The sequence below is a fragment of the Vibrio sp. 10N.247.311.51 genome, from assembly GCF_041467855.1.
Lineage (GTDB): Bacteria > Pseudomonadota > Gammaproteobacteria > Enterobacterales > Vibrionaceae > Vibrio > Vibrio coralliirubri.
In genome coordinates this window covers 329,689-352,067 of record NZ_JBFSVK010000002.1, presented here as the reverse complement: position 1 = coordinate 352,067, position 22,379 = coordinate 329,689, and the positions used below count along the sequence as shown (strand labels likewise).

The 22,379-nt window shown below is 45.3% G+C and carries 18 protein-coding genes; all 18 read left to right on the top strand.

All coding sequences use genetic code 11. The features are described from left to right. Positions 1–8: 8 nt before the first annotated feature. Positions 9–1,202: a flagellar hook-associated protein FlgL gene (gene flgL / locus AB6E85_RS03700; protein ID WP_372141498.1), complete on the top strand. Its 1,194-nt coding sequence runs from the start codon at positions 9–11 to the stop codon at positions 1,200–1,202. A gap of 421 nt (positions 1,203–1,623) precedes the next feature. Further along, on the top strand, positions 1,624–2,760 hold the full coding sequence (locus tag AB6E85_RS03695) for a flagellin (protein ID WP_017062253.1): 1,137 nt from the start codon (positions 1,624–1,626) through the stop codon (positions 2,758–2,760). Between the two features lie 648 nt (positions 2,761–3,408). Further along, complete coding sequence (locus AB6E85_RS03690; RefSeq protein WP_120459687.1) at positions 3,409–4,542, top strand: flagellin; 1,134 nt, start codon at positions 3,409–3,411, stop codon at positions 4,540–4,542. 756 nt (positions 4,543–5,298) lie between these two features. After that, a complete protein-coding gene (locus tag AB6E85_RS03685) occupies positions 5,299–6,429 on the top strand; it encodes a flagellin (RefSeq protein ID WP_017060691.1) in 1,131 nt (376 codons plus the stop codon). Positions 6,430–6,510: 81 nt separating this feature from the next. Continuing rightward, complete coding sequence (gene flaG, locus AB6E85_RS03680) at positions 6,511–6,936, top strand: flagellar protein FlaG (RefSeq protein WP_017060690.1); 426 nt, start codon at positions 6,511–6,513, stop codon at positions 6,934–6,936. Positions 6,937–6,958: 22 nt separating this feature from the next. After that, the gene (fliD, locus tag AB6E85_RS03675) at positions 6,959–8,986 is read left to right on the top strand and encodes a flagellar filament capping protein FliD (protein ID WP_372141496.1); all 2,028 of its coding nucleotides are present in this window, start codon (positions 6,959–6,961) and stop codon (positions 8,984–8,986) included. 3 nt (positions 8,987–8,989) lie between these two features. Then, the gene (locus AB6E85_RS03670) at positions 8,990–9,295 is read left to right on the top strand and encodes a flagellar protein FliT (protein ID WP_372141494.1); all 306 of its coding nucleotides are present in this window, start codon (positions 8,990–8,992) and stop codon (positions 9,293–9,295) included. A 12-nt stretch (positions 9,296–9,307) separates the two neighbouring features. Further along, entirely contained in the window at positions 9,308–9,718 is a 411-nt protein-coding gene (gene fliS, locus AB6E85_RS03665; protein ID WP_004736194.1) for a flagellar export chaperone FliS, read from the top strand. Positions 9,719–9,946: 228 nt separating this feature from the next. Continuing rightward, positions 9,947–11,413, top strand: a complete 1,467-nt coding sequence (locus AB6E85_RS03660; protein ID WP_372141492.1) for a sigma-54 dependent transcriptional regulator — start codon at positions 9,947–9,949, stop codon at positions 11,411–11,413. Between the two features lie 184 nt (positions 11,414–11,597). Then, positions 11,598–12,638 (top strand): PAS domain-containing sensor histidine kinase, encoded by a 1,041-nt coding sequence (locus tag AB6E85_RS03655; protein ID WP_019820743.1) that lies wholly within the window; start codon positions 11,598–11,600, stop codon positions 12,636–12,638. A gap of 33 nt (positions 12,639–12,671) precedes the next feature. Next, positions 12,672–14,081: a sigma-54-dependent transcriptional regulator gene (locus tag AB6E85_RS03650; protein WP_372141490.1), complete on the top strand. Its 1,410-nt coding sequence runs from the start codon at positions 12,672–12,674 to the stop codon at positions 14,079–14,081. Between the two features lie 132 nt (positions 14,082–14,213). After that, complete coding sequence (fliE, locus tag AB6E85_RS03645; RefSeq protein ID WP_017060684.1) at positions 14,214–14,525, top strand: flagellar hook-basal body complex protein FliE; 312 nt, start codon at positions 14,214–14,216, stop codon at positions 14,523–14,525. A 16-nt stretch (positions 14,526–14,541) separates the two neighbouring features. Further along, positions 14,542–16,284, top strand: coding sequence for a flagellar basal-body MS-ring/collar protein FliF (fliF, locus tag AB6E85_RS03640; RefSeq protein WP_017060683.1), 1,743 nt, complete (start codon positions 14,542–14,544; stop codon positions 16,282–16,284). Beyond that, complete coding sequence (fliG, locus tag AB6E85_RS03635) at positions 16,277–17,338, top strand: flagellar motor switch protein FliG (protein ID WP_017060682.1); 1,062 nt, start codon at positions 16,277–16,279, stop codon at positions 17,336–17,338. The genes fliF and fliG overlap by 8 nt, the downstream gene beginning before the upstream one ends. A 125-nt stretch (positions 17,339–17,463) precedes the next feature. Beyond that, positions 17,464–18,264 (top strand): flagellar assembly protein FliH, encoded by an 801-nt coding sequence (fliH, locus tag AB6E85_RS03630; RefSeq protein WP_333011941.1) that lies wholly within the window; start codon positions 17,464–17,466, stop codon positions 18,262–18,264. Beyond that, entirely contained in the window at positions 18,264–19,583 is a 1,320-nt protein-coding gene (fliI, locus tag AB6E85_RS03625) for a flagellar protein export ATPase FliI (protein WP_372141488.1), read from the top strand. Before fliH ends, fliI begins: the two co-directional genes overlap by 1 nt. 19 nt (positions 19,584–19,602) lie before the next feature. Further along, complete coding sequence (gene fliJ, locus AB6E85_RS03620; protein WP_372141486.1) at positions 19,603–20,040, top strand: flagellar export protein FliJ; 438 nt, start codon at positions 19,603–19,605, stop codon at positions 20,038–20,040. A gap of 182 nt (positions 20,041–20,222) precedes the next feature. Then, positions 20,223–22,352, top strand: coding sequence for a flagellar hook-length control protein FliK (locus tag AB6E85_RS03615; protein WP_372141484.1), 2,130 nt, complete (start codon positions 20,223–20,225; stop codon positions 22,350–22,352). Positions 22,353–22,379: the final 27 nt, after the last annotated feature.

The window sequence follows — 22,379 nt, the reverse complement described above, 5'->3', positions numbered from 1 at the left end:
AGGTATAAATGTTGAATCGTATCTCTAGCTTCCATAATTATCAGTCAGTACAAAATGACTTGCGCCGTCAAGAGAACAAGGTGCATCACAACCAAGCACAACTTGCTTCCGGTAAGAAGTTACAGTCGCCAAGTGATGACCCATTGGCGACGCACTATTTGCAGAACATTGGTCAGCAGTCAGAACAACTAAAGCAATATAGCGACGCAATAGTCTTGGTTCGTAATCGATTAGAACATCAAGAAGTTATGATTTCTAATTCAGAGGATTTTGCTGATGAAGCCAAACGTACCGTGATGGAAATGGTCAACGGTTCATTATCTCCAGAAGACCGCCTTGCAAAGAGACGTGAAATTCAAGAGTTAGCTAGTAATTTTTTGCATATGTCTAACTCCCAAGATGAGTCAGGTAACTATACATTTGCAGGTACAAAACCTAAGAATCAGCCATTTTTCCGAGATAACAAGGGCCATGTCAGTTATGCCGGAGACGATTATCAACGCAAGATGCGTGTGGCAAGCAGTTTTGAAATGGCGATGAATGATCCGGGTAGCAAGTTGTTTATGGAGATCGATAATCCATTCGGTGATTATGAACCTCAATATAATTTGCAGCCAGCCTCCGCATTGCTACTTGAAAGAGCAACAAATGAATCTTTTCAAGACGAATCAACCTACAAAATTACTTTTGTAGATATGCAAAATGGCAAATTTGCTTATCAACTCGAAAAAGATGGCAGTACGGTGTCTGTAGAAGATTTTGAACCATCTAAAGGTATTGAATATGAAGGTTTGAGTATTCAAATCAAAGGTCAAATAACCAAAGGCGACTCGATTACTTTGGAGCCAAGAAGCTCATTTTCAATATTTGACACCTTCAAAGATGCAGCAGAACTTGCAGAATCATCAGTGTCTGATGCATCAGCGACGGCAAAATTGCAACAAGCAACCGAAGAGTTCCATGCTGCGTTTATTCATTTGACCAAAGCGAGAACGGATGTCGGTGCGAGATTGAATACGCTCGATATCCAAGAACAGCAACATGAAGATTTTAAGTTGTCCTTAGCGAAAGCGAAAAGCAACTTTGAAGACTTGGATTACTCGAAAGCCATCATTGAGTTCAATGAAAACTCTCGAGCATTGCAAGCTTCTCAACAAGCGTTTGGTAAAACCAAAGACCTGACCTTGTTTAACTATATTTAATGATCAATCGGTATTTAGTGGTGAACTAACACTCACCATTGAAGTTAGATTCTTTGCCATATGTGCTAAGCCGTATGAGCGAATCACTTCAATCTTTGCCGGTTTTTCATACAAGATGTCATCTGTTTGAAAATAGCGGCAAAAAACGGCAATAAGGAAGGTGAATGTTTTTCATCTTCTGATATTAGAAAATCATAATTGCGCAGTGTTGTTTGTAAGTTTTTGATTTTTAGATAATTAAAAAATTATTTATATGATATTAAACTTGGCATACAACTTGTATCTGTGTTGGTTATAAATGATTAATACAGATCTTAAACCTTGTATAGGGTTTATCGAGTAATACACGGTCAGTGCTTATCCATATGAGAGTAAAGCTGGCCGCTTCGCAGAAACTTTGCGGACTCATAAGGAGAGCAAAATGGCTATCAATGTAAGCACTAACGTTTCTGCTATGACAGCACAACGTTACCTGAATAAAGCATCTAATGACTTGGCGACCTCTATGGAACGTTTGTCATCTGGGCATAAAATCAACAGCGCGAAAGACGATGCAGCCGGTCTGCAAATCTCTAACCGTTTAACGGCACAATCACGTGGTTTAGACGTTGCAATGCGTAATGCCAATGATGGTATTTCAATTGCACAAACCGCTGAAGGCGCGATGAATGAATCAACCAACGTACTACAACGTATGCGTGATCTGGCGATTCAATCATCAAACGGAACGAACACCGCAGCTGAACGTACCGCGCTAAACGAAGAGTCTTCGGCACTTCAAGATGAGCTTAACCGTATCGCAGAGACAACCTCGTTTGGTGGTCGTCGTCTGTTGAATGGATCATTTGGTGAAGCATCATTCCAGATTGGTTCTAGCTCTGGTGAAGCGATGATTATGGGCCTTACTAGTGTTCGTGCTGATGATTTCCGTATGGGTGGCACAACGTTTGATTCTGAAAACGGCAAAGACAAGAGCTGGGAAGTGCCTGCACAAGCTCGCGATCTTAAGTTCGAATTCAGAACCAAAGCGGGTGAAGATATCGTTTTAGATATCAATACCAAAGCGGGTGATGATATCGAAGAGCTTGCGACTTACATTAATGGTCAATCTGATCTTGTGAACGCATCGGTTACCGATGATGGCCGTATTCAACTGTTCGTTGCTGAACCTGACCTTGAAGGGGCTATGTCTATTTCTGGTGGCTTAGCTTCTGAGTTAGGAATCAAGAGTGAAGGTCGTGCAACATCGGTTCAAGATATTAGTTTGATGAGCGTAGCAGGATCACAGAATGCTATTAGCGTGATTGATTCTGCAATGAAATACGTAGATTCACAGCGTGCTGATTTGGGTGCAAAACAGAACCGTCTAAGCCACAGTATTAATAACTTGGCAAACGTACAAGAGAACGTAGACGCTTCAAACAGCCGAATCAAAGATACGGACTTTGCGAAAGAGACGACGCAAATGACCAAATCACAAATTCTGCAACAAGCAGGTACTTCGATACTTGCTCAAGCGAAACAGTTGCCTAACTCTGCGATGTCACTATTGCAATAGTTATTGGTTGAACTCGCTGCTCGTGTTCAGACGTGAGCCATGCAGCAAGGGAAACTGGCAAGCATACTTACTATTGAGTGTTTAGCTCTCTCATCTCTCACCTGCTATCCATTTTTACAGTAAGAATGCAACGGCAAGTCGGAAATGTGTTCATTTCTCGATGATCTCCACACAGGCTCTGACGCGCCAACTAGCCCCGGTTCTCTCAAAGGAAAAGGGGCTTTTTCCTTTCTGTATTTCTTGTTTTTGCTATTTACTTTCCTGCGAATTTTCTCGCTCTACCTTTTTCAAATCTCTATTTGACTGTTCTTCTTCACGATAAATAATTTCATCTATTACACAAGATCTGCCTAACTCGGAGATCTTTGGCGATTGATCATTTCTCCACCTTGAGTAACTTAGACTGAAATTCGTACATTTCTCAAACAGATTAAGATCTTTTCTCAATTGAAAGCTATCGCTGTATTAGAAAGTGATGAAAATTAAGTTGTTGATAAATATTAAATTAATAATTTTTTTGTGGTTTTTTGAAAGTTTTTCTAAAGCTTCTGATTTTCGCGCCGTTATTAAAAGTAACTTTGAGAGAACTACTTGGTTTTCCGAGACGTCGGAAACCGCTATACCGGAAAATCAATTGGAGAAATCACCATGGCAGTGAATGTAAATACCAACGTTTCAGCGATGACAGCGCAACGTTACTTAAACAACGCAAACAGCGCACAACAAACATCAATGGAGCGTCTAGCTTCTGGCTCAAAAATCAACAGCGCAAAAGATGACGCTGCGGGCCTACAAATCTCTAACCGTTTGAACGTTCAGAGCCGCGGTCTTGATGTTGCTGTACGTAACGCGAACGACGGTATCTCAATTGCACAAACTGCTGAAGGTGCAATGAACGAGACAACGAACATCCTGCAACGTATGCGTGATTTGTCTCTACAGTCTTCAAACGGCTCAAACTCAAAATCTGAGCGTGTAGCGATTCAAGAAGAAGTAACTGCGCTTAACAATGAACTTAACCGTATCGCAGAAACCACATCTTTCGGTGGTAACAAACTCATTAATGGCACTTACGGAACTCAGTCATTCCAAATCGGTGCGGACAACGGTGAAGCGGTAATGCTTCAACTGAAAGATATGCGCTCTGATAACGCTCAGATGGGTGGTAAGAGCTACCAAACTGAGAACGCGAAAGATAAAGATTGGAACGTTCAATCAGGCTCTAACGACCTAAAAATGTCGTTCACTGATAACTTCGGTCAAGCACAAGAAATCGACATCAGCGCAAAAGCGGGTGACGACATTGAAGAGCTAGCAACGTACATCAACGGTCAACAAGATTCTGTTAAAGCATCTGTAACTGAAGACGGCAAGCTACAAATGTTCACTGGCAACAACAAAGTGAGCGGCGATGTGTCTTTCTCTGGTGGTCTTGCTGGTGAGTTAGGTATTCAAGCAGGTAAAGACGTAACGGTTGACACTATCGATGTAACATCAGTTGGCGGCGCACAAGAGTCTGTAGCTGTTATCGATGCGGCACTTAAGTATGTAGACAGCCACCGTGCTGAATTGGGTGCTTTCCAAAACCGTTTCGACCACGCTATCAGCAACTTAGACAACATTAACGAGAACGTTAACGCATCTAAGAGCCGTATTAAAGATACCGATTTCGCGAAAGAAACGACTCAGATGACTAAGTCTCAGATCCTTTCTCAAGCTTCAAGCTCGATTCTTGCGCAAGCGAAGCAAGCTCCGAACTCGGCACTTAGCCTACTAGGTTAATCGATTGAAAGGCCACGTTGACCCTAGTGTTAACGTAGGGCCTCCACAAATTAGCTCGTGGTGAGAGATGAGCGCTAAACAAACCCAGCTTCGGCTGGGTTTTTTATTGCCTGCAATTTGGCGAAGGTGTATTTGAAAAAGTGCAATGTTGGTAAGCAGGAGCAAAAGCGAGATTCCCTATCGCGTTCGTTCCTCACTGTAGGGAATGACGGGGTTGGGTTGTGGAGACTGTATAGCTGCTTTGGCAAGGTTAGATCGAGTAAATAATTACTCAGATTCAAACAATAGTTTTCAATCGTCATTCCAGAACCGAGTAGAACGAGGTATCAGGAATCTAGTTTTTTGAGGAAGGAGTTTGTTTCGTTTTTATCTACCACTGTAAGGAATGAAGAGTGAACCATAAGTCGGTGAGGGAATTAACCGTCATTCCAGAACCGAGTAGAACGAGGTATCAGGGATCTGCTTTGGTTTTTATGTGCAAGGCATCACTTATAAATGAGCGAGGATACGAAACTTTAGCGAATGATGACCTATTAATTGAAGCCCGATCACACTTTTCTTTGTTGTTGAAAAGAATACGAAAAAAATCGCATTTTTTATTAAAGCTTCTAATTAAGGGGCCGTTAAAGGGATTGAGAGAAATGATATGTACCAATGTAAGGTGAGAGAGACACTGGTGCATAAACAAATTGACATGTATTTGTGTGAGGTGAGAGTCACATAAGTGCATTAAAAAATGCCTAAAGGAGATCAACTATGGCGATTAATGTAAACACTAATGTGTCTGCAATGACGGCTCAGCGCTACCTGAATAGCGCGGCTGAAGGTACTCAAAAATCAATGGAGCGTTTGTCTTCTGGCTATAAAATCAATAGCGCAAAAGATGATGCTGCAGGCCTACAAATCTCTAACCGCTTAACGTCGCAAAGCCGTGGCCTAGATATGGCTGTGAAAAACGCGAATGACGGTATCTCTATTGCACAGACCGCTGAAGGTGCAATGAATGAGTCAACCAACATTCTGCAACGTATGCGTGACCTTTCTCTTCAATCTTCAAATGGTTCAAACAGCAAATCTGAACGTGTTGCGATCCAAGAAGAAGTCTCTGCTCTGAACAAAGAACTTAACCGTATTGCTGAAACAACTTCTTTTGGTGGTAACAGGCTTCTTAACGGAACTTACGGTAGTCAATCTTTCCAAATCGGTGCAGATTCTGGTGAGGCGGTAATGCTTTCTATGGGGAACATGCGCACCGATACTCAAGAAATGGGCGGTAAGAGCTACGGCGTAGAAGAAGGCAAAGATGCTTCTTGGCGTGTAGGTGCTGGTGCTGATCTAACGATTAAGTACAACGATAAATTTGGTGAAGCTCAAGAGTTGTCCATTTCTGCGAAAGAAGGCAACGATATTGAAGAGCTAGCAACTTACATCAACGGTCAAAGTGAAGACGTTAAAGCGTCTGTGGGTGAAGGCGGTAAACTGCAACTTTTCGCTTCAAGTCAAAAAGTTGAGGGTGACGTGGAGTTTGGTGGCAGCCTTGCGGGCGAGCTAGGTATTGGTGGAGCTAAAGATGTAACTGTTAACGACATCGATGTAACTTCGGTTGCTGGTGCAAACGAAGCGGTATCTATCATTGATGGCGCACTAAAATCTGTTGATAGCCAACGTGCTTCTCTAGGTGCTTTCCAAAACCGTTTTGACCACGCAATCAGCAACTTAGACAACATCAACGAAAACGTTAATGCGTCTAAGAGCCGTATCAAAGATACCGATTACGCGAAAGAAACAACGGCTATGACTAAGTCTCAAATCCTACAACAGGCGAGTACTTCTATCCTAGCTCAAGCAAAACAGTCACCATCAGCAGCTCTAAGCTTATTGGGCTAAACTTACCTCGGTAAGTAGCGGTAAACTCTACTTTAGGTAGAGTTTTACTGTTTGGCTCATAAAGGAGGGAGGGAGAGTGTTATGGAAATACCATCTAACGCATCGAACATCCAGCCTTATGGCTCACCTAATGGCATTAAAATTGCAAGCGATGAAGGTAGTAGTGCGTCGAGTATTTCGCGACTAAAAGAAGCAACATCTTATGGCAAGGTAGAGAAATCGAAAGAGGAAGCTACTGAAGCGGCGATTCAATTAGCTCAACATAGACAAGAATTAAATGATGAAGAGCGAGTCAAAATGGTGGAGAAGGTAAACGAGTTTATCTCCTCTCTCAATAAAGGTGTGGCTTTTAAGGTCGATGAAGAATCTGGGAGAGATGTGGTTACCATTTATGAGACCACAACCGGTGATATTATTCGCCAGATCCCTGATGAAGAAATGCTTGAAATTCTAAGACGCCTAGCAGCCCAAAACTCGAATAGTCGAATATTTGAGGTGAAGGTTTAAGTCGTATTATTGAGGTGATTTAATGAGTTTTGGCCCAATGGGGATTTCGTCTGGCATGGATATCAATTCCATGGTCAGCACAATTGTTGATTCGGAGCGTGTACCTAAACAGCAACGAATCGACAATGAACGAACGCGAATCGATACCAGCATTAGTGCCTACGGAAGACTCAGAGAATCCCTTGATTCGATGAAAAACCTGATGACAAACTTTCGTCAGGAAAAAGCTTTTGCTGTGCGAACAGTCGAAAGTACCGATGAAGGTCTTGTCTCTGCAACCGCGACTACCGAAGCGATCGCTGGCAAATATGCCATCGATGTGTTGCAGCTTGCCCAAAGCCATAAAGTGGCTTCTGATGTACTGTCAGAGGACATGAAATTTGGCCCAGGTAAGCTGCAGATTTCGCTTGGTGATGACAGCTTTGATGTGCAAGTTGGCGACAGATCGAGACTTATCGACGTTGTTCGTGGTATCAACGGTGCAGATAGCAACCCAGGCGTTCGTGCATCTATTATCAACGATGTCGAAGGCCCAAGACTTATTATTGCCTCAAACCAGTCTGGTTCAGATCAGCAAATCAGCATTAATGTTGAGTCAGATGCTGCTAATCCCTTAAAAAAACTCGAATACAAAACGCTTGAAGAACGTGTTAAAGCGCTAGAGAAAGCGCGCGTTGCTGCTCAAGATATTCTAGCTCTAACCCCCGCAGGAAAAGCCGTCGAACTCATCGATGAAGTGATCGCTAGCGATGACCCAAATGTGAATGAAACACTCGATAAAGATGGCAATATCATCCCAGCAGCCCAAACCGATTCTACTTCAGATGTTGACGGAGACTCTCAAAGTCTCAGCTACGGTGAGCAAGCCGCAGCCGACGGTCAAGCTGCCCTAGACGCAGCTCAAGCGGCAAAGTCGGTGATGCCTGAAGACAATATCCCTGGTTGGACTGAAACCGCGTCAGGTACGCTTTTAGATTCTTACTACACACCAGAACTTGAGCTTGATGAAAAAGCGATAGAGAAGGCACCCGATGTGCCGGGGTGGTCAAATGCTGCCTCAGGTACTCTGACCGATTCATACGTGACACCGAAAGAAGCCCAACAAAAGCTTGAGGCTGAGCAAGCGCGTATCGAAGAGAAGATTTCACAAGAAAAAGCGGAGTTGGCTGAGAAAGTTCAAAAAGGCGAACTCACCGCAGAGCAAGCCAAGAAAATTGAGCGTGCTAAATTAGAACCTGAAGAGCGTGAGCTTTTAGAGAAGGTCGATAAAGTGCAAGCAGAGCTCGAACAAGCACAACAATCTTTTGATACCTATAGTGGTATGACCGAAGTTCAGGCTGGCCAAGATTCTATGGTTGTCTTAGATGGTGTTGCTCAGCTCTCTAGTAATAACAATGTGATTGAAGATGCCGTTGAAGGTATTGATATTACGGTGAAAGGAAAAACGCCAAAAGATAAGCCGCCGGCAGAAATTGGTGTGGAGTACGACCGTAACAGTGTTCGCCAAGATATCGAATCCTTTGTGAGCTCTTATAACCAGTTCTATCAAGTGTCGAAAGACCTTGCGGGTGTTGATCCAACGACCGGTCAAAAAGGCCCGCTTTCTGGTGACAGTACAGTACGTAACGCCGACTCTCGATTGAAAGGGGTGTTCTCATCAAGTATCGAAGGTGCGCCAGACAATCTAAAGTCTTTGACTGAATTCGGTATCACCACCACAAGGCAAGGCTCGCTAGAAATCAACTACGACATGCTTGATCGTCAACTCAACAACAATTTCGATAAGTTGGGTGAGTTCTTTGGTGGCAACAATGGTTTCGCCAAAAGAGTGGAAGATGCGATTCAAGGTATCACAGGTATTACGGGTTCAATCCGTACTAGAGAGAAGAGCTTGGTCGAGCAAAACTACCGCTTGGTTGATGACCAAAGCGCGCTTGACCGTCGCATGGACAGCCTAGAGAGCCGCACGCACTCTAAGTTCACGGCCATGCAAGATGCGACCAGTAAGATGCAATCTCAGCTGGGCAGTATGATGAATGCGTTGGGCTAATAGATGAATAGCCAGCTACAAGAGCTTTGTGAACTCGATCAACTAATTATCTCTAAACTGGAATTTAGTGAAATTAATGCTGAAGAAATAACGCAGCTTGTCGATAACAGAGAACAGTTATTGCAAAACGTGCTTCAAATAATCGACTCACATCCCGACGTTAAGCAAAGTTCTGAATGGTTTGAAGCCATTACCAGAACCAGAAAATTAGTCGAATTGATGCAGTCTGAGACGAGTCGAGTAGGTAATACCCTGCACAAATACCGTCACGGCGCTAAATCAGTTCAACAATACAAAAAGTTTTTATAGAAGAGGTTTACTATGCGCGGTTCTTTACAGGCATATAAAAAGGTATCAGTGGATAGTCAGCTAACGGCTGCCTCACCGCATAAGATTGTACAAATGCTAATGGCCGGTGCTATCGAGCGTTTGATTCAAGGCAAAGCGGCAATGCAAGCAGGCAACATCCCAGTGAAAGGTGAGCGACTTGGTAAGGCTCTAGATATCATTATTAGCCTACGTAGTTGCCTATCTATGGACGATGGTGGCGATATTGCGAAAAACCTAGATCAACTTTATGAGTTCATGATCACGCAAATTTCTGCGGCAAATCACAAAAATGACCCACAGCCTATTGATGATGTTATCGATATTATTCGCGAAATTAAGAGCGCTTGGGACCAAATTCCGAACGAATATCACAACTTGACGTCCGCTGACGTAGGTATTTAAAGAAAAATTGCAGTTTTAACCAATCTCATATCCCTTAATTGGTTGGTTGCCTTATTTTTTTAATCAAATAAAATAGAAGCCATTAGATAGCCTAATGGCTTTTTTCGTTGCTGATTTCCTAAATTTGTCCACGTGGACCGTAATCGTTGATAATTTTCACTGTTTTATAGACTACGTTGCTCACCGTTTTTCCGCATCGCACCAAAATAAAGGCAATAATTCCTACTTATGCAAGGTTTGGCAAAACTGCTTGTCGTCGACGATAACGCTCAAGATCGTCACAATTTAAGCACAATATTAGAGTTTGTAGGAGAGAGCTACGAAGTAATCAGCTCTGAACAAGCACGTAAAGTTGATTGGTCACTACAGTGGGCCGGCTGCATTATTGGTACCATTAAAGGCAAAGGCTTCAACGCATTACTGAATGAGAAGCTTGTTCACGCCAATCACATCCCTTTACTGGTGATTGGCAAAAACAATCACCCGGTTGACGAGTTGACTAACTATGTTGGTGAGCTTGAACTTCCTCTTAACTACCCGCAATTAAGTGATGCATTAAGACACTGTAAAGACTTCTTAGGCCGCAAAGGTGTTCAAGTTGTGTCTTCGGCACGCAAGAACACCCTGTTTCGCAGCCTAGTAGGACAAAGTGCTGGTATTCAAGAAGTACGCCACTTAATTGAACAAGTCTCTTCTACGGAAGCGAACGTGCTGATTCTTGGTGAGTCAGGCACGGGCAAAGAAGTCGTAGCGCGTAACATTCATTATCATTCTAAACGTCGTTCAGGGCCTTTTGTTCCTGTAAACTGTGGCGCGATTCCACCTGATTTGCTTGAAAGTGAACTGTTTGGTCATGAGAAGGGCGCATTTACTGGGGCGATTACCGCACGTAAAGGCCGTTTTGAATTGGCTGAAGGTGGCACACTGTTTCTTGATGAAATTGGCGATATGCCGATGGCGATGCAAGTTAAGCTGCTACGAGTACTGCAAGAACGATGCTTTGAGCGTGTAGGTGGCAACAGCACCATACAAGCTGATGTTCGAGTGATTGCGGCAACGCACCGCAACCTTGAAGATATGATCGACGATGATTCGTTCCGTGAAGATCTTTACTACCGCTTGAATGTATTCCCGATTGAAATGCCGGCGCTTCAAGACCGTAAAGAAGATATTCCACTGTTGCTTCAAGAGCTGATGACTCGAATGGAAGCGGAAGGCAGCATGCCTATCTGTTTCACGGCTCGTGCTATCAACTCTTTGATGGAGCATTACTGGCCGGGCAACGTTCGTGAATTAGCGAACCTGGTTGAGCGAATGGTTATCTTGTATCCAAACAGCTTGGTTGATGTGAATCACCTGCCAACTAAATATCGATACAGCGATATCCCTGAGTTCCAGCCAGAGTTTAATAGCTTTGGATCTGAAGAGGAGCAGGAGCGTGATGCACTTGCTGACTTATTCTCAGAAGATTTCAGTTTTGATCAGCAAGATGATATTGCCGACAATGCCAATGCTCCTCAAGAGTTACCGCCAGAAGGGGTTAACTTGAAAGAGCTCCTCGCGGATATGGAAGTGAATATGATCAATCAAGCGTTGGAAGCGCAGGGCGGCATTGTTGCTCGTGCTGCTGACATGCTTGGAATGCGTAGAACCACTCTGGTTGAAAAAATGCGTAAATATAACTTGCAGCGATAGTGTCCAGTTTTCGATGAAAACGAAAAACTAGCACACACTTTTTAGCTATTTGGTAACTCTAGCTAAGTGAACAGATAAACCATAGTCGAGTTGTTGCTTGCTTAACTATGTGATAAATATAGCAAATAGCCTGACTCGTGTTGTACGTCTCAGGCTGTTTTAGTATTTGAGGCAAATTTTTGACATGCACGTATCTAACGAACCAGAAAATCAATCACACCTAGATTCTGTTGAACAGCAGGTTGAGCGCTATAAGCAAGTACTCGACGTGATGCCAGCAGGGGTCATCTTGTTAGATACACACGGCGAAGTGAGAGAAGCGAACCCTGAAGCGCACCGTATTCTTGGTGTTGAGTTGGTTGGCGAGAAGTGGTTTTCAGTGATTCAAAGTGCCTTCGACCCAAAAGACGATGACGGTCATGAGATCTCATTGAAGAATGGGCGAAAAGTACGTTTGGCGATTTCAGCCTCTACCACGGGTCAGCTGATTTTGATTACCGATTTGACCGAGACCCGACTATTGCAGTCTCGCGTGAGTGATCTTCAGCGTTTGTCTTCATTAGGTAGAATGGTGGCCTCGCTTGCCCATCAGGTTCGTACACCACTTTCAAGTGCGATGCTGTATGCATCAAACCTTGCCGCGCCAAATCTGCCGCCGGCAACAAAAACACGTTTTCAATCTAAGCTTATGGATAGATTGCATGACTTAGAGAAACAAGTGAACGACATGCTGTTGTTTGCCAAAGGTGGTGACAACAAAGTGGTTAAGCCATTTACTGTGGCTGAATTGATCACCGAATTTCACCCTATGGTGGAAGCGGCATTAAAAACCAACCAGATTGATTATTGCCAGGAAGTTGAAGGCGAACAGACTCAAATGTTCGGCAACGCCAACGCTATCGCCTCAGCATTAAGCAACTTAGTGTTGAACGCGGTTCAAATTGCGGGCAAGGAATCGCAGATTGATGTTTTTTTTAGGCCCGTAAACGGCGAGCTTAAGATATCAGTGCAAGACAGTGGTCCCGGCGTACCGAAAGAGCTTCAAGGTAAAATTATGGAACCCTTCTTTACCACTCGTTCACAAGGTACAGGTCTAGGCTTAGCGGTTGTACAAATGGTATGTCGAGCACATGAAGGCCGACTGGAATTGATATCAGAAGAAGGCGACGGCGCATGCTTTACCATGTGTCTACCGCTGGAAAGAAGTGCTTCTTCTGAAGACTAATAAGTTTTAACTGAATTTACACTGGAGAATCCTATGGCTCAAAGCAAAGTGTTAATCGTCGAAGATGATGAAGGTCTACGCGAAGCCCTTGTCGACACTCTCGCGCTTGCTGGCTATGAATGGCTGGAAGCGGATTGTGCGGAAGATGCTCTGGTCAAATTAAAATCGAACTCCGTTGATATTGTCGTATCTGACGTGCAGATGGCGGGCATGGGTGGCTTGGCGCTATTGAGAAACATCAAGCAACATTGGCCAAATTTACCTGTATTGCTAATGACAGCGTACGCCAACATCGAAGATGCCGTTGCTGCTATGAAAGAGGGCGCTATCGACTACATGGCAAAACCATTTGCGCCGGAAGTGCTGCTCAACATGGTTAGCCGTTATGCGCCTGTAAAATCGGACGACAATGGTGACGCTATCGTTGCTGATGAAAGAAGTATCAAGCTAATGATGCTGGCTGATAAAGTTGCGAAAACCGATGCCAATGTCATGGTGTTAGGCCCGAGTGGTTCTGGTAAAGAGGTGATGTCTCGCTACATTCACAATGCCTCTAGCCGAAAAGATGGCCCGTTTGTCGCGATTAACTGCGCGGCGATCCCAGACAACATGTTAGAAGCGACCTTGTTTGGTTATGAAAAAGGCGCATTTACTGGCGCTATTCAAGCTTGCCCGGGGAAATTCGAGCAAGCGCAGGGCGGTACGATTCTGCTGGATGAGATCAGTGAAATGGATCTTAGTCTACAAGCCAAACTACTGCGTGTTTTGCAAGAACGCGAAGTTGAGCGGTTAGGTAGCCGTAAGAGCATCAAATTGGATGTTCGTGTATTAGCGACCAGTAACCGTGACCTTAAACAGTATGTTTCTGAAGGGAATTTCCGTGAGGATTTATACTACCGCTTGAATGTATTCCCAATTTCTTGGCCACCACTGTGTGAGCGAAAAGGTGATATTGAGCCTTTAGCCAAGCACTTAGTTGAGCGTCATTGTACCAAACTTGGTATGCCTGTACCTGTTATGTCAGCGCAAGCGATCAGTAAACTCGTCAATTATCCGTGGCCGGGCAATGTTCGCGAATTAGACAATGTGGTACAGCGTGCGTTAATATTGAGCGAACAAGAGAACATCTCTGGTGAGCATATCCTTCTTGAAGGTGTCGATTGGCAAGACGCAAGCAGCCTACAACAAATCGTCGAAGGCAGTGATGTTGCTGCGCCAGAAATTAAACCAATTGCCGAAGCAAACCCTATCAATAAAATCGCGGCTAGCAGCGAAGGGTTAGGTAATGAGCTTAGAGATCAAGAGTATGCGATCATTCTTGAAACCTTGATCGCATGTAATGGCCGACGCAAAGATATGGCAGAAAAACTGGGCATTAGCCCTCGTACACTGCGTTACAAGTTGGCTAAAATGCGCGATGCTGGAATAGATATCCCAAACTGAGGATAGATTAGTAGTGTCAGCTTTCTGACTAGTGTAATACGATATCTAGTCAATTTAATGTGTGGCACGCTAATTGCTCTGTCAATAATATAGCTAAATAGATGGTCATAATTTTGACTCCTGAGGTAGTAGATGAGAATAGATGGTTTACAAGGCGAAATGCAGGCGATGATGGTCGAAGCTGCCAGCGCGCGTCCCGCAGCAACGGGGCAAGCGGTCGGTGCAGATTTTGGCAACATGCTGACTAATGCCATCAATAATGTGAACTCATTACAAAAGACCTCAGGTGATCTTCAAGCTCGTTTTGATAGTGGCGACCAAAGCGTATCCTTATCGGACGTGATGATTGCTCGTAATAAATCTAGTGTGGCTTTTGAGGCGACGATCCAAATTAGAAATAAATTGGTCGAATCGTACAAAGAGCTGATGAATATGCCGGTATAAGTTAGGTAGTTAAATAGTGGCAGATAATAGTCAAACAACAGATTTAACCGTAAGCGATAGCAACGACCATGCACTGATTGCAGGCTCTGAGCTAGACGGAGAAGGGCAAAATCCCGATCTAGGTGAGCGCAGTTCATCGAAGTTCGATATGGCTGTCGGTGATCTCGATTTACTTCGTCAGGTCGTCTTAGTCCTTTCTATCTCTATCTGTGTAGCGCTGATTGTGATGCTGTTTTTCTGGGTGAAAGAACCAGAAATGCGTCCATTAGGGGCTTACGAAACAGAAGAATTGATCCCCGTTCTTGATTACTTAGATCTGCAAAAGATCGATTACACGCTTGAAGGCAATACCATCTCAGTACCGGCGAGTGAGTACAACTCATTAAAGCTTAATATGGTACGAGCGGGTTTGAACCAAGAGCGAAACGCGGGTGATGACATCCTCATGCAAGACATGGGTTTTGGTGTATCACAACGTTTAGAACAAGAACGCCTTAAATTAAGCCGTGAAAGACAACTTGCCAAAGCCATTGAGCAGATGAAACAGGTGCGTAAAGCTCAGGTTTTATTGGCCCTGCCGAAGCAGAGTGTTTTTGTACGTCATAATCAAGAAGCTTCCGCTTCCGTATTCCTGACCCTGAAAACAGGTACTAATCTCAAGCAGCAAGAAGTCGATTCTGTTGTGGATATGGTGGCAAGTGCTGTTCCGGGAATGAAAACCTCACGTATTACGGTGACCGATCAGCATGGTCGATTGTTGAGCTCAGGCTCTCAAGACCCTATGTCAGCGGCGCGTCGTAAAGAACACGAGTTAGAGCGCAATCAAGAACAAGCGCTGCGTGAAAAAATTGACTCTATCTTGATTCCTATTCTTGGGTTTGGTAACTACACCGCTCAGGTTGATATCCAGCTCGATTTCAGTGCTGTGGAGCAAACCAGAAAACGTTTTGATCCGAACACACCAGCGACTCGAAGTGAATACACCTTAGAAGATTACAACAACGGCAATACGGTGGCGGGTATTCCGGGTGCGTTGAGTAACCAGCCTCCCGCTGATGCCTCAATCCCGCAAGATGTGGCTCAGATGAAAGACGGCGCGATGACAGGCCAAGGCTCTGTTCACAAAGAAGCGACTCGAAACTTTGAGCTAGACACCACCATCAGCCATGAACGTAAACAGAGCGGCACGGTTAACCGCCAGACGGTATCTGTTGCGATCAAAGACCGCCAATCCTTGAACCCAGATACGGGGGAAGTGGTTCATACTCCGATTCCGGCGAGCGAGATCAATGCGATTCGCCAAGTACTGATTGGTACGGTGGGCTTTGATGAAACTCGTGGTGATTTGCTAAACGTATTAAGCATGCAGTTTGCACCTCAAGTAACAGATGTTGTTGCTGATGTACCAATCTGGGAGCATCCAAACTTCAATGATTGGGTTCGTTGGTTTGCAAGTGCCTTGGTTATTATTGTGGTGGTGTTGGTACTTGTTCGCCCTGCAATGAAGAAACTGCTTAACCCAGCAGCAGACAACGATGAACAGATGTACGGCCCTGATGGTATGCCAATTGGTGCCGACGGCGAAACCAGCTTAATTGGTGGTGATATTGAAGGTGGTGAGCTGTTTGAATTTGGTTCAAGTATCGACTTACCAAACCTTCATAAAGACGAGGACGTGCTGAAAGCAGTACGTGCACTTGTAGCGAATGAACCAGAGCTAGCAGCTCAAGTAGTTAAGAATTGGATGGTAGATGGCTAACGAAATAGTTCCACAACAAACTGAAGGCGGTGAAGTGCTTGATGTCTCTAGCGTGGATATCGGCTCTATCTCAGGCGATGAGCGTGCTGCGATCTTGTTGCTCAGTTTAAATGAAGAAGATGCTGCTGGTATTATTCGTCACCTAGAGCCAAAGCAGGTTCAGCGTGTGGGTAGTGCGATGGCGCGAGCTACAGACTTATCCCAAGAGAAAGTAGGCGCAGTGCACCGTGCTTTCTTAGATGATATTCAGAAGTACACCAACATTGGTATGGGCAGCGAAGACTTCATGCGTAATGCGTTAGTTGCTGCTCTGGGTGAAGACAAGGCGAATAACCTTGTTGACCAAATCCTTCTCGGCACAGGTTCGAAAGGTTTGGATTCGCTTAAGTGGATGGATCCTCGTCAGGTGGCGAGCATTATCATCAATGAACACCCTCAAATTCAAACTATTGTGTTGTCGTACCTCGATGCTGACCAATCGGCTGAGATCCTGTCTCAGTTCCCAGAGCGAGTTCGTCTGGATCTGATGATGCGTATTGCCAACCTTGAAGAAGTTCAACCTTCGGCGCTTGCTGAACTGAACGAAATCATGGAGAAACAGTTCGCGGGTCAAGCGGGTGCTCAAGCAGCCAAAATTGGTGGCCTGAAAGCCGCGGCTGAGATCATGAACTACATGGACAACAACGTCGAAGGCGTCTTGATGGATCAAATCCGTGATCAAGACGAAGACATGGCAACACAGATTCAAGATCTGATGTTTGTCTTTGAAAACCTTATTGAAGTTGATGACCAAGGTGTTCAACGACTACTACGTGATGTTCCACAAGACATTCTACAAAAAGCACTTAAAGGTGCCGATGAAGGTCTACGTGAGAAGATCTTCAAGAACATGTCTAAACGTGCTGCCGATATGATGAGAGATGATATTGAGGCGATGCCGCCAGTGAAAGTCTCTGACGTTGAGGCGGCTCAGAAAGAGATTTTGGGTATTGCGAGGAAGATGGCAGACAGTGGCGAAATTATGCTGTCTGGTGGCGCCGACGAGTTCCTTTAATACAGAAACCTCAAAAGCCCCACACTGTTGGGGCTTTTCTTTATCCAATCTCGAACCATAGATTAACTCAGTTTAACTGCTTGAATTCACAATACAGTTAAGCTCACTCATAGATAGGTACTGATATGTCAGGTGATAGAAAACGCGGCTTCCTTCGCCCTGAAGAAGATAATACGGTTGCCCAACCTCAGAAATGGGGGCTGCCCGACTACACCTCTGATGTGAGCAAACAAGCCAAAGAAACCGCCTTTAACTACGACCCTGGTTGGATGCCGACGGTTGAAGAAGCCATTGAAGATGAAGAGCTGGTTCTGACTGAAGAGCAAATCGAGCTGATTAAACAAGGCGCTTATCAGGAAGGGCTGCATCAAGGCCAAGAGGCGGGCTTTAAGCAAGGCTATGAAAAAGGCAAAGAAGAAGGCTTTGCCGCGGGGCACGAAGAAGGCAACGAAGCCGGCAAGCTTGAAGGTGTAACCGCGGGTCAAGAGTACATTCAACAGCAAGTGGCCGTCTTCATGGGGCTGGCAAACCAGTTCGCTCAACCATTAGAACTAATGAACGCTCAGGTGGAGAAACAATTGGTCGACATGGTGCTTACCATGGTCAAAGAAGTGGTTCATGTTGAAGTGCAAACCAACCCACAAATCATATTAGATACCGTTAAAGAATCGGTAGAGTCGTTGCCGATTTCTGGTCACGCCATCACATTGAAGCTTAACCCAGAAGATGTGGCGATCATTCGCTCTGCGTATGGTGAAACTGAGTTGGATTGCCGTAATTGGACGCTGGTAGCAGAGCCAGCACTCAACCGTGGCGACGTGCAAATTGAAGCGGGTGAGTCGAGTGTTAACTACCGTATGGAAGATCGCGTAAAGAACGTCATTCAAAACTTCTGCGGCGCAAATCGTCACCAAGGTCATGAGTAATGCTTGAGTTAGCGAACCGTCTCAGTCAATACAAAGTCGAAGGGTTAAAATCGCGACCGATTGCTTCAGGCAAGTTAGTACGCGTTGTTGGCTTAACCCTTGAAGCGACCGGCTGTAAAGCGCCAATCGGTAGTTTGTGTTTAGTGGAAACCATGTCTGGTCAGATGGAAGCCGAAGTCGTCGGTTTCTCCGGCGATAACCTATTTCTGATGCCGAGTGAGCAAATCACCGGGATCTTACCTGGCGCTCGCGTCACGCCAATGACTACCGAAAGTGGTATCCCTGTTGGGATGGAATTGCTCGGTCGAGTGATCGACGGCGTTGGTAATCCACTCGACGGTTTAGGTCCTATCTATACCGAGCAACGCGCTTCATTTAATGCTGAACCAATCAACCCGTTAGCTCGTAAACCGATTTCTGAGCCTCTTGATGTCGGCTTGAAAGCCATTAATGGTTTGCTAACCGTGGGTAAAGGGCAACGTATCGGCCTGTTCGCAGGTTCTGGTGTCGGTAAATCCGTAACTCTGGGCATGATGACTCGAGGCACTACTGCGCAAGTGGTGGTGGTCGGTCTAATCGGTGAGCGTGGACGAGAAGTTAAAGAGTTTATTGAAGAAATTCTTGGTGAAGATGGCCGTAAGCGTTCGGTTGTTGTTGCCGCTCCTGCCGACTCATCACCATTGATGCGCTTAAAAGGCTGTCAAACCGCGTTGGCTGTCGCCGAGTATTTCCGCGACCAAGGTTTAGATGTTCTGCTACTCATGGATTCATTGACCCGCTTTGCTCAGGCTCAGCGTGAAATTGCTCTGTCTGTGGGTGAGCCGCCAGCAACCAAAGGTTATCCGCCATCAGTTTTCGCCAAGCTTCCTGCGCTGGTGGAACGAGCAGGCAACGGCAATGATGGACAAGGTTCTATCACGGCTTTCTTTACCGTGTTAACCGAAGGCGATGACTTACAAGATCCGATTGCGGATGCGTCGCGAGCGATTCTCGATGGTCACGTTGTGTTGTCGCGTGAAATGGCCGATGCCGGTCATTATCCTGCGATTGATGTTGAGAAATCCGTCAGTCGTGTTATGCCGCAAATTACCACTGAAGAACATGTCTTGATGTCGAAAGCGGTAAGGCAAGTGCTGTCTATCTGCCGTAAAAACCAAGATTTGGTGTCGATTGGTGCTTACAAGCCAGGAACCGATCCTGCAATCGATAGTGCCTTCACGTTGAAGCCAAAACTGGATGAGTACTTGCAGCAGAAGATGAAAGAGACCGTCCCATACGATATGTGCGTCAACATGTTGAAGCATGTATTGGGTGGCTAACGAGTGAATAAGATTAGTCATGGATAACGCATTAGAATTTTTGCTCGATCAAGCTAAAGATCAAGAGAACCAAGCGGTACTCGCGCTCAACAAAGCGAACTCGGAGCTGCAAGGTTACTACGAGCAGGTTACGCAGATTGAAAAGTATCGACTGGATTACTGTCAGCAGCTCGTTGACCGCGGCAAGGAAGGCTTAACGGCGAGCCAATATGGCCACTTGAACCGCTTCTTAACTCAGTTGGATGAAACATTATCCAAGCAGAGAGAAGCCGAGCACCACTTTAAAATTCAAGTCGACAACTGCCAAAACTACTGGATGGAGTTACGCAAAAAACGTAAATCCTACGAGTGGTTGATGGAGAAAAAGCAGAAAGAGAAAGCAAAGCTGCAAGATCAAAGAGAACAAAAGCAAATGGATGAGTTCTCGACTCTGTTATACAGCCGAAAGAAGATGTGATCCTAAGCCACGAATGACGTAAGCGCTGTTCTCGATATTGTGAGAACCGAACTTATAGGCATGTTTCTTGCTCCGTTTGATATAAAATTGCGCGTTATGCCCACCAAAGGCATGAAAAGCATCCGACTTTCTTTTTGTTGTCTGATTCATGGCAGCAAAGCTAGTAGATAGAGCTTGTATATATGAATGTTAGTCTTTCCTCAAATTCAGCGACCAACAAAACGTCATCGTTGTTGGACACCGGTTCTGCCTCTTCCAAGGTAGAAGAAACCGGCGACTCTAAAGGTTTCTTTGGGTCCTTTAAAGAAGCGCTTGGCTTTGAAGAAAGTGGCAGTAAAGCCGCTGCAAAAGACACAGAAAGCACCGCGAAACCTGATACTAAACAGGCATCTACCGAAGGTGAAGCGTCAGCCGGAACGAACAAAGGTGATTCCGCTGAATCAAAGGCTACTGACGAAGTGAGCGAAGCGAAAAGCAAGCAAGCAGCTTCAGAAGTAGAAGGCGAGAAAGCTGCTGATAAAACATCTGCAGAGGCTGCGTCTGGATCTGAGGCTCAGCTCAAAGCCAATTCGGGCACTGATAGCACTGTTGCAGATAAGACTGTCGCAGATAAGGCAGATGGTAAAGATGCGCAGGCTACAACTAACGAATCTAAAGAACATATTGTTCAATCCCAAACTCAGGGTTCATCAACGGTAGATGGTGCTACGCAGGCATCGAAAGCCAATGCAGCGATGAGTGAAGGCAATAAATTGCTTGGTCAATTGGATGAGGCAAACAAAACTCTCAATCAAGCGCCAAACGGCAAAGGCTTGCCTCAGCAAGGTCAGGTAGAACAAGCCCAAGGTCATATCACCGGTGCTTCTGTTACAGGAGCTTCCGTTACGGATAAGGCGACACAACAAGCTAAGGCTGAAAATCAAGAGAAGAGCCTTGAAGTCGATTCTGAAATCGCTGTACTTACCGGAGGTAAGGGTGTTTCTCAGCTGACTGATGCTGAAATTCGACAGTTGATGGATAAAGGCGTCACTCCAGAACAAATTGAAGCCAGTATGAGCCGAGAGCTGAGCCAAAAGAATGCAGCTAGTGCGGTTGCTGCCGAGCAGAGCCAAGCATTGTCAGCCGCGGATATTGAACTGGCAAAGCAAGTAGATGCCCATACCAAAGCGCTAAACCAATTGAATGGAAAAATCGAATCAGAGCAGTCTGTTGTCGATAGCTTGCATGAGAAGCAACAAAGTGGCGCTAAGTTGACGGTTGATGAGCAAGCCGCTTTGGCTAAAGCGACCTCTAACCTAGACCTGTTGAATCAACAGCTCGCAAACGTTCAACAACAAGCAACGGCTTTGCTAAGTCAAGCTCCGGCTGCGAACAGTGCGTCTGGTGAACCCACTGCTATCGATTGGGATAATACGGATTCAAGCGAAACTAAAGCCTTGGCTGCGGCAGCATCAACAGCAGCTGTAGCGACGGCGGCACAACAAGTGTCAGCGCAGGCTGCTTCTCAATCAGCAAACAATGCTCTTACGGAAAAGGCGGCAATGCTGCACGCCAATAATGCAAATGCAGCCCAACAGGCAGCTGCTCAACAAGCTAATGTGGCTTCACCTCAGCAGCAAGCAACGTTGGATCCAGCTTTAACCGCGCAAGGTATGGCGATGAATGCAACGCCAGCTGCCACAAAAGCAGGCTCGGCTGATACGCTCCTTAAAGCGGGCGCCGGTGCAGCAGCACTGTCTGGTTTGGGTAAAGCGGGTGCTAAAGAAGATTCTAAAGATTCGACCTTTGCTCAGCAGATCGCTTCTGCGGCTGGTGCACAAGGTACGGCAACGGTGGGTTCAGCACCTACGCGAGCTGAAATTCAAGCTGCTCAACAAGCGCCCTTACAGCTCACCAAAGAGCTAGCCAATGAGCAAGTGGCTGAAAAAGTACAAATGATGATGTCTAAGAACCTTAAGAACTTGGACATTCGTCTAGACCCACCAGAATTGGGCCAAATGAAAATTCGCATGACCATGAATAATGACGTGGCAAACGTGCACTTTACCGTGAGCAATCAGCAAGCGAGAGATGTGATTGAACAAACCTTACCTCGCTTGAGAGAGATGCTTGCTCAGCAAGGTCTGCAGCTTGCCGATTCGTCTGTTCAACAACAGAACTCCGGTCAGGGACAAGATAGATACAACAATGGTGAGCAACAATCCGGCGCTAACCGCACAAATGATACGCAAGGTGATGAAAACCTTGATAGTGGCAGCAATCTTGAATTGAATGTCGCATCAAAGCGTGATGGAATTAGTTATTATGCCTAATATCAGGCTAAGAACGCTTAGTTAACC

Bases quoted from the DNA above. Each gene is read 5' to 3' on its own strand.
- fliI (WP_372141488.1), top strand. From the start codon at position 18,264: ATGCTTGAGTTAGCGAACCGTCTCAGTCAATACAAAGTCGAAGGGTTA.
- AB6E85_RS03670 (WP_372141494.1), top strand. From the start codon at position 8,990: ATGAATAGCCAGCTACAAGAGCTTTGTGAACTCGATCAACTAATTATC.
- AB6E85_RS03650 (WP_372141490.1), top strand. From the start codon at position 12,672: ATGGCTCAAAGCAAAGTGTTAATCGTCGAAGATGATGAAGGTCTACGC.
- fliE (WP_017060684.1), top strand. From the start codon at position 14,214: ATGAGAATAGATGGTTTACAAGGCGAAATGCAGGCGATGATGGTCGAA.
- fliH (WP_333011941.1), top strand. From the start codon at position 17,464: ATGTCAGGTGATAGAAAACGCGGCTTCCTTCGCCCTGAAGAAGATAAT.
- fliG (WP_017060682.1), top strand. From the start codon at position 16,277: ATGGCTAACGAAATAGTTCCACAACAAACTGAAGGCGGTGAAGTGCTT.
- fliD (WP_372141496.1), top strand. From the start codon at position 6,959: ATGAGTTTTGGCCCAATGGGGATTTCGTCTGGCATGGATATCAATTCC.
- AB6E85_RS03615 (WP_372141484.1), top strand. From the start codon at position 20,223: ATGAATGTTAGTCTTTCCTCAAATTCAGCGACCAACAAAACGTCATCG.
- AB6E85_RS03690 (WP_120459687.1), top strand. From the start codon at position 3,409: ATGGCAGTGAATGTAAATACCAACGTTTCAGCGATGACAGCGCAACGT.
- AB6E85_RS03685 (WP_017060691.1), top strand. From the start codon at position 5,299: ATGGCGATTAATGTAAACACTAATGTGTCTGCAATGACGGCTCAGCGC.
- flgL (WP_372141498.1), top strand. From the start codon at position 9: ATGTTGAATCGTATCTCTAGCTTCCATAATTATCAGTCAGTACAAAAT.
- fliJ (WP_372141486.1), top strand. From the start codon at position 19,603: ATGGATAACGCATTAGAATTTTTGCTCGATCAAGCTAAAGATCAAGAG.
- AB6E85_RS03655 (WP_019820743.1), top strand. From the start codon at position 11,598: ATGCACGTATCTAACGAACCAGAAAATCAATCACACCTAGATTCTGTT.
- flaG (WP_017060690.1), top strand. From the start codon at position 6,511: ATGGAAATACCATCTAACGCATCGAACATCCAGCCTTATGGCTCACCT.
- AB6E85_RS03660 (WP_372141492.1), top strand. From the start codon at position 9,947: ATGCAAGGTTTGGCAAAACTGCTTGTCGTCGACGATAACGCTCAAGAT.
- AB6E85_RS03695 (WP_017062253.1), top strand. From the start codon at position 1,624: ATGGCTATCAATGTAAGCACTAACGTTTCTGCTATGACAGCACAACGT.
- fliS (WP_004736194.1), top strand. From the start codon at position 9,308: ATGCGCGGTTCTTTACAGGCATATAAAAAGGTATCAGTGGATAGTCAG.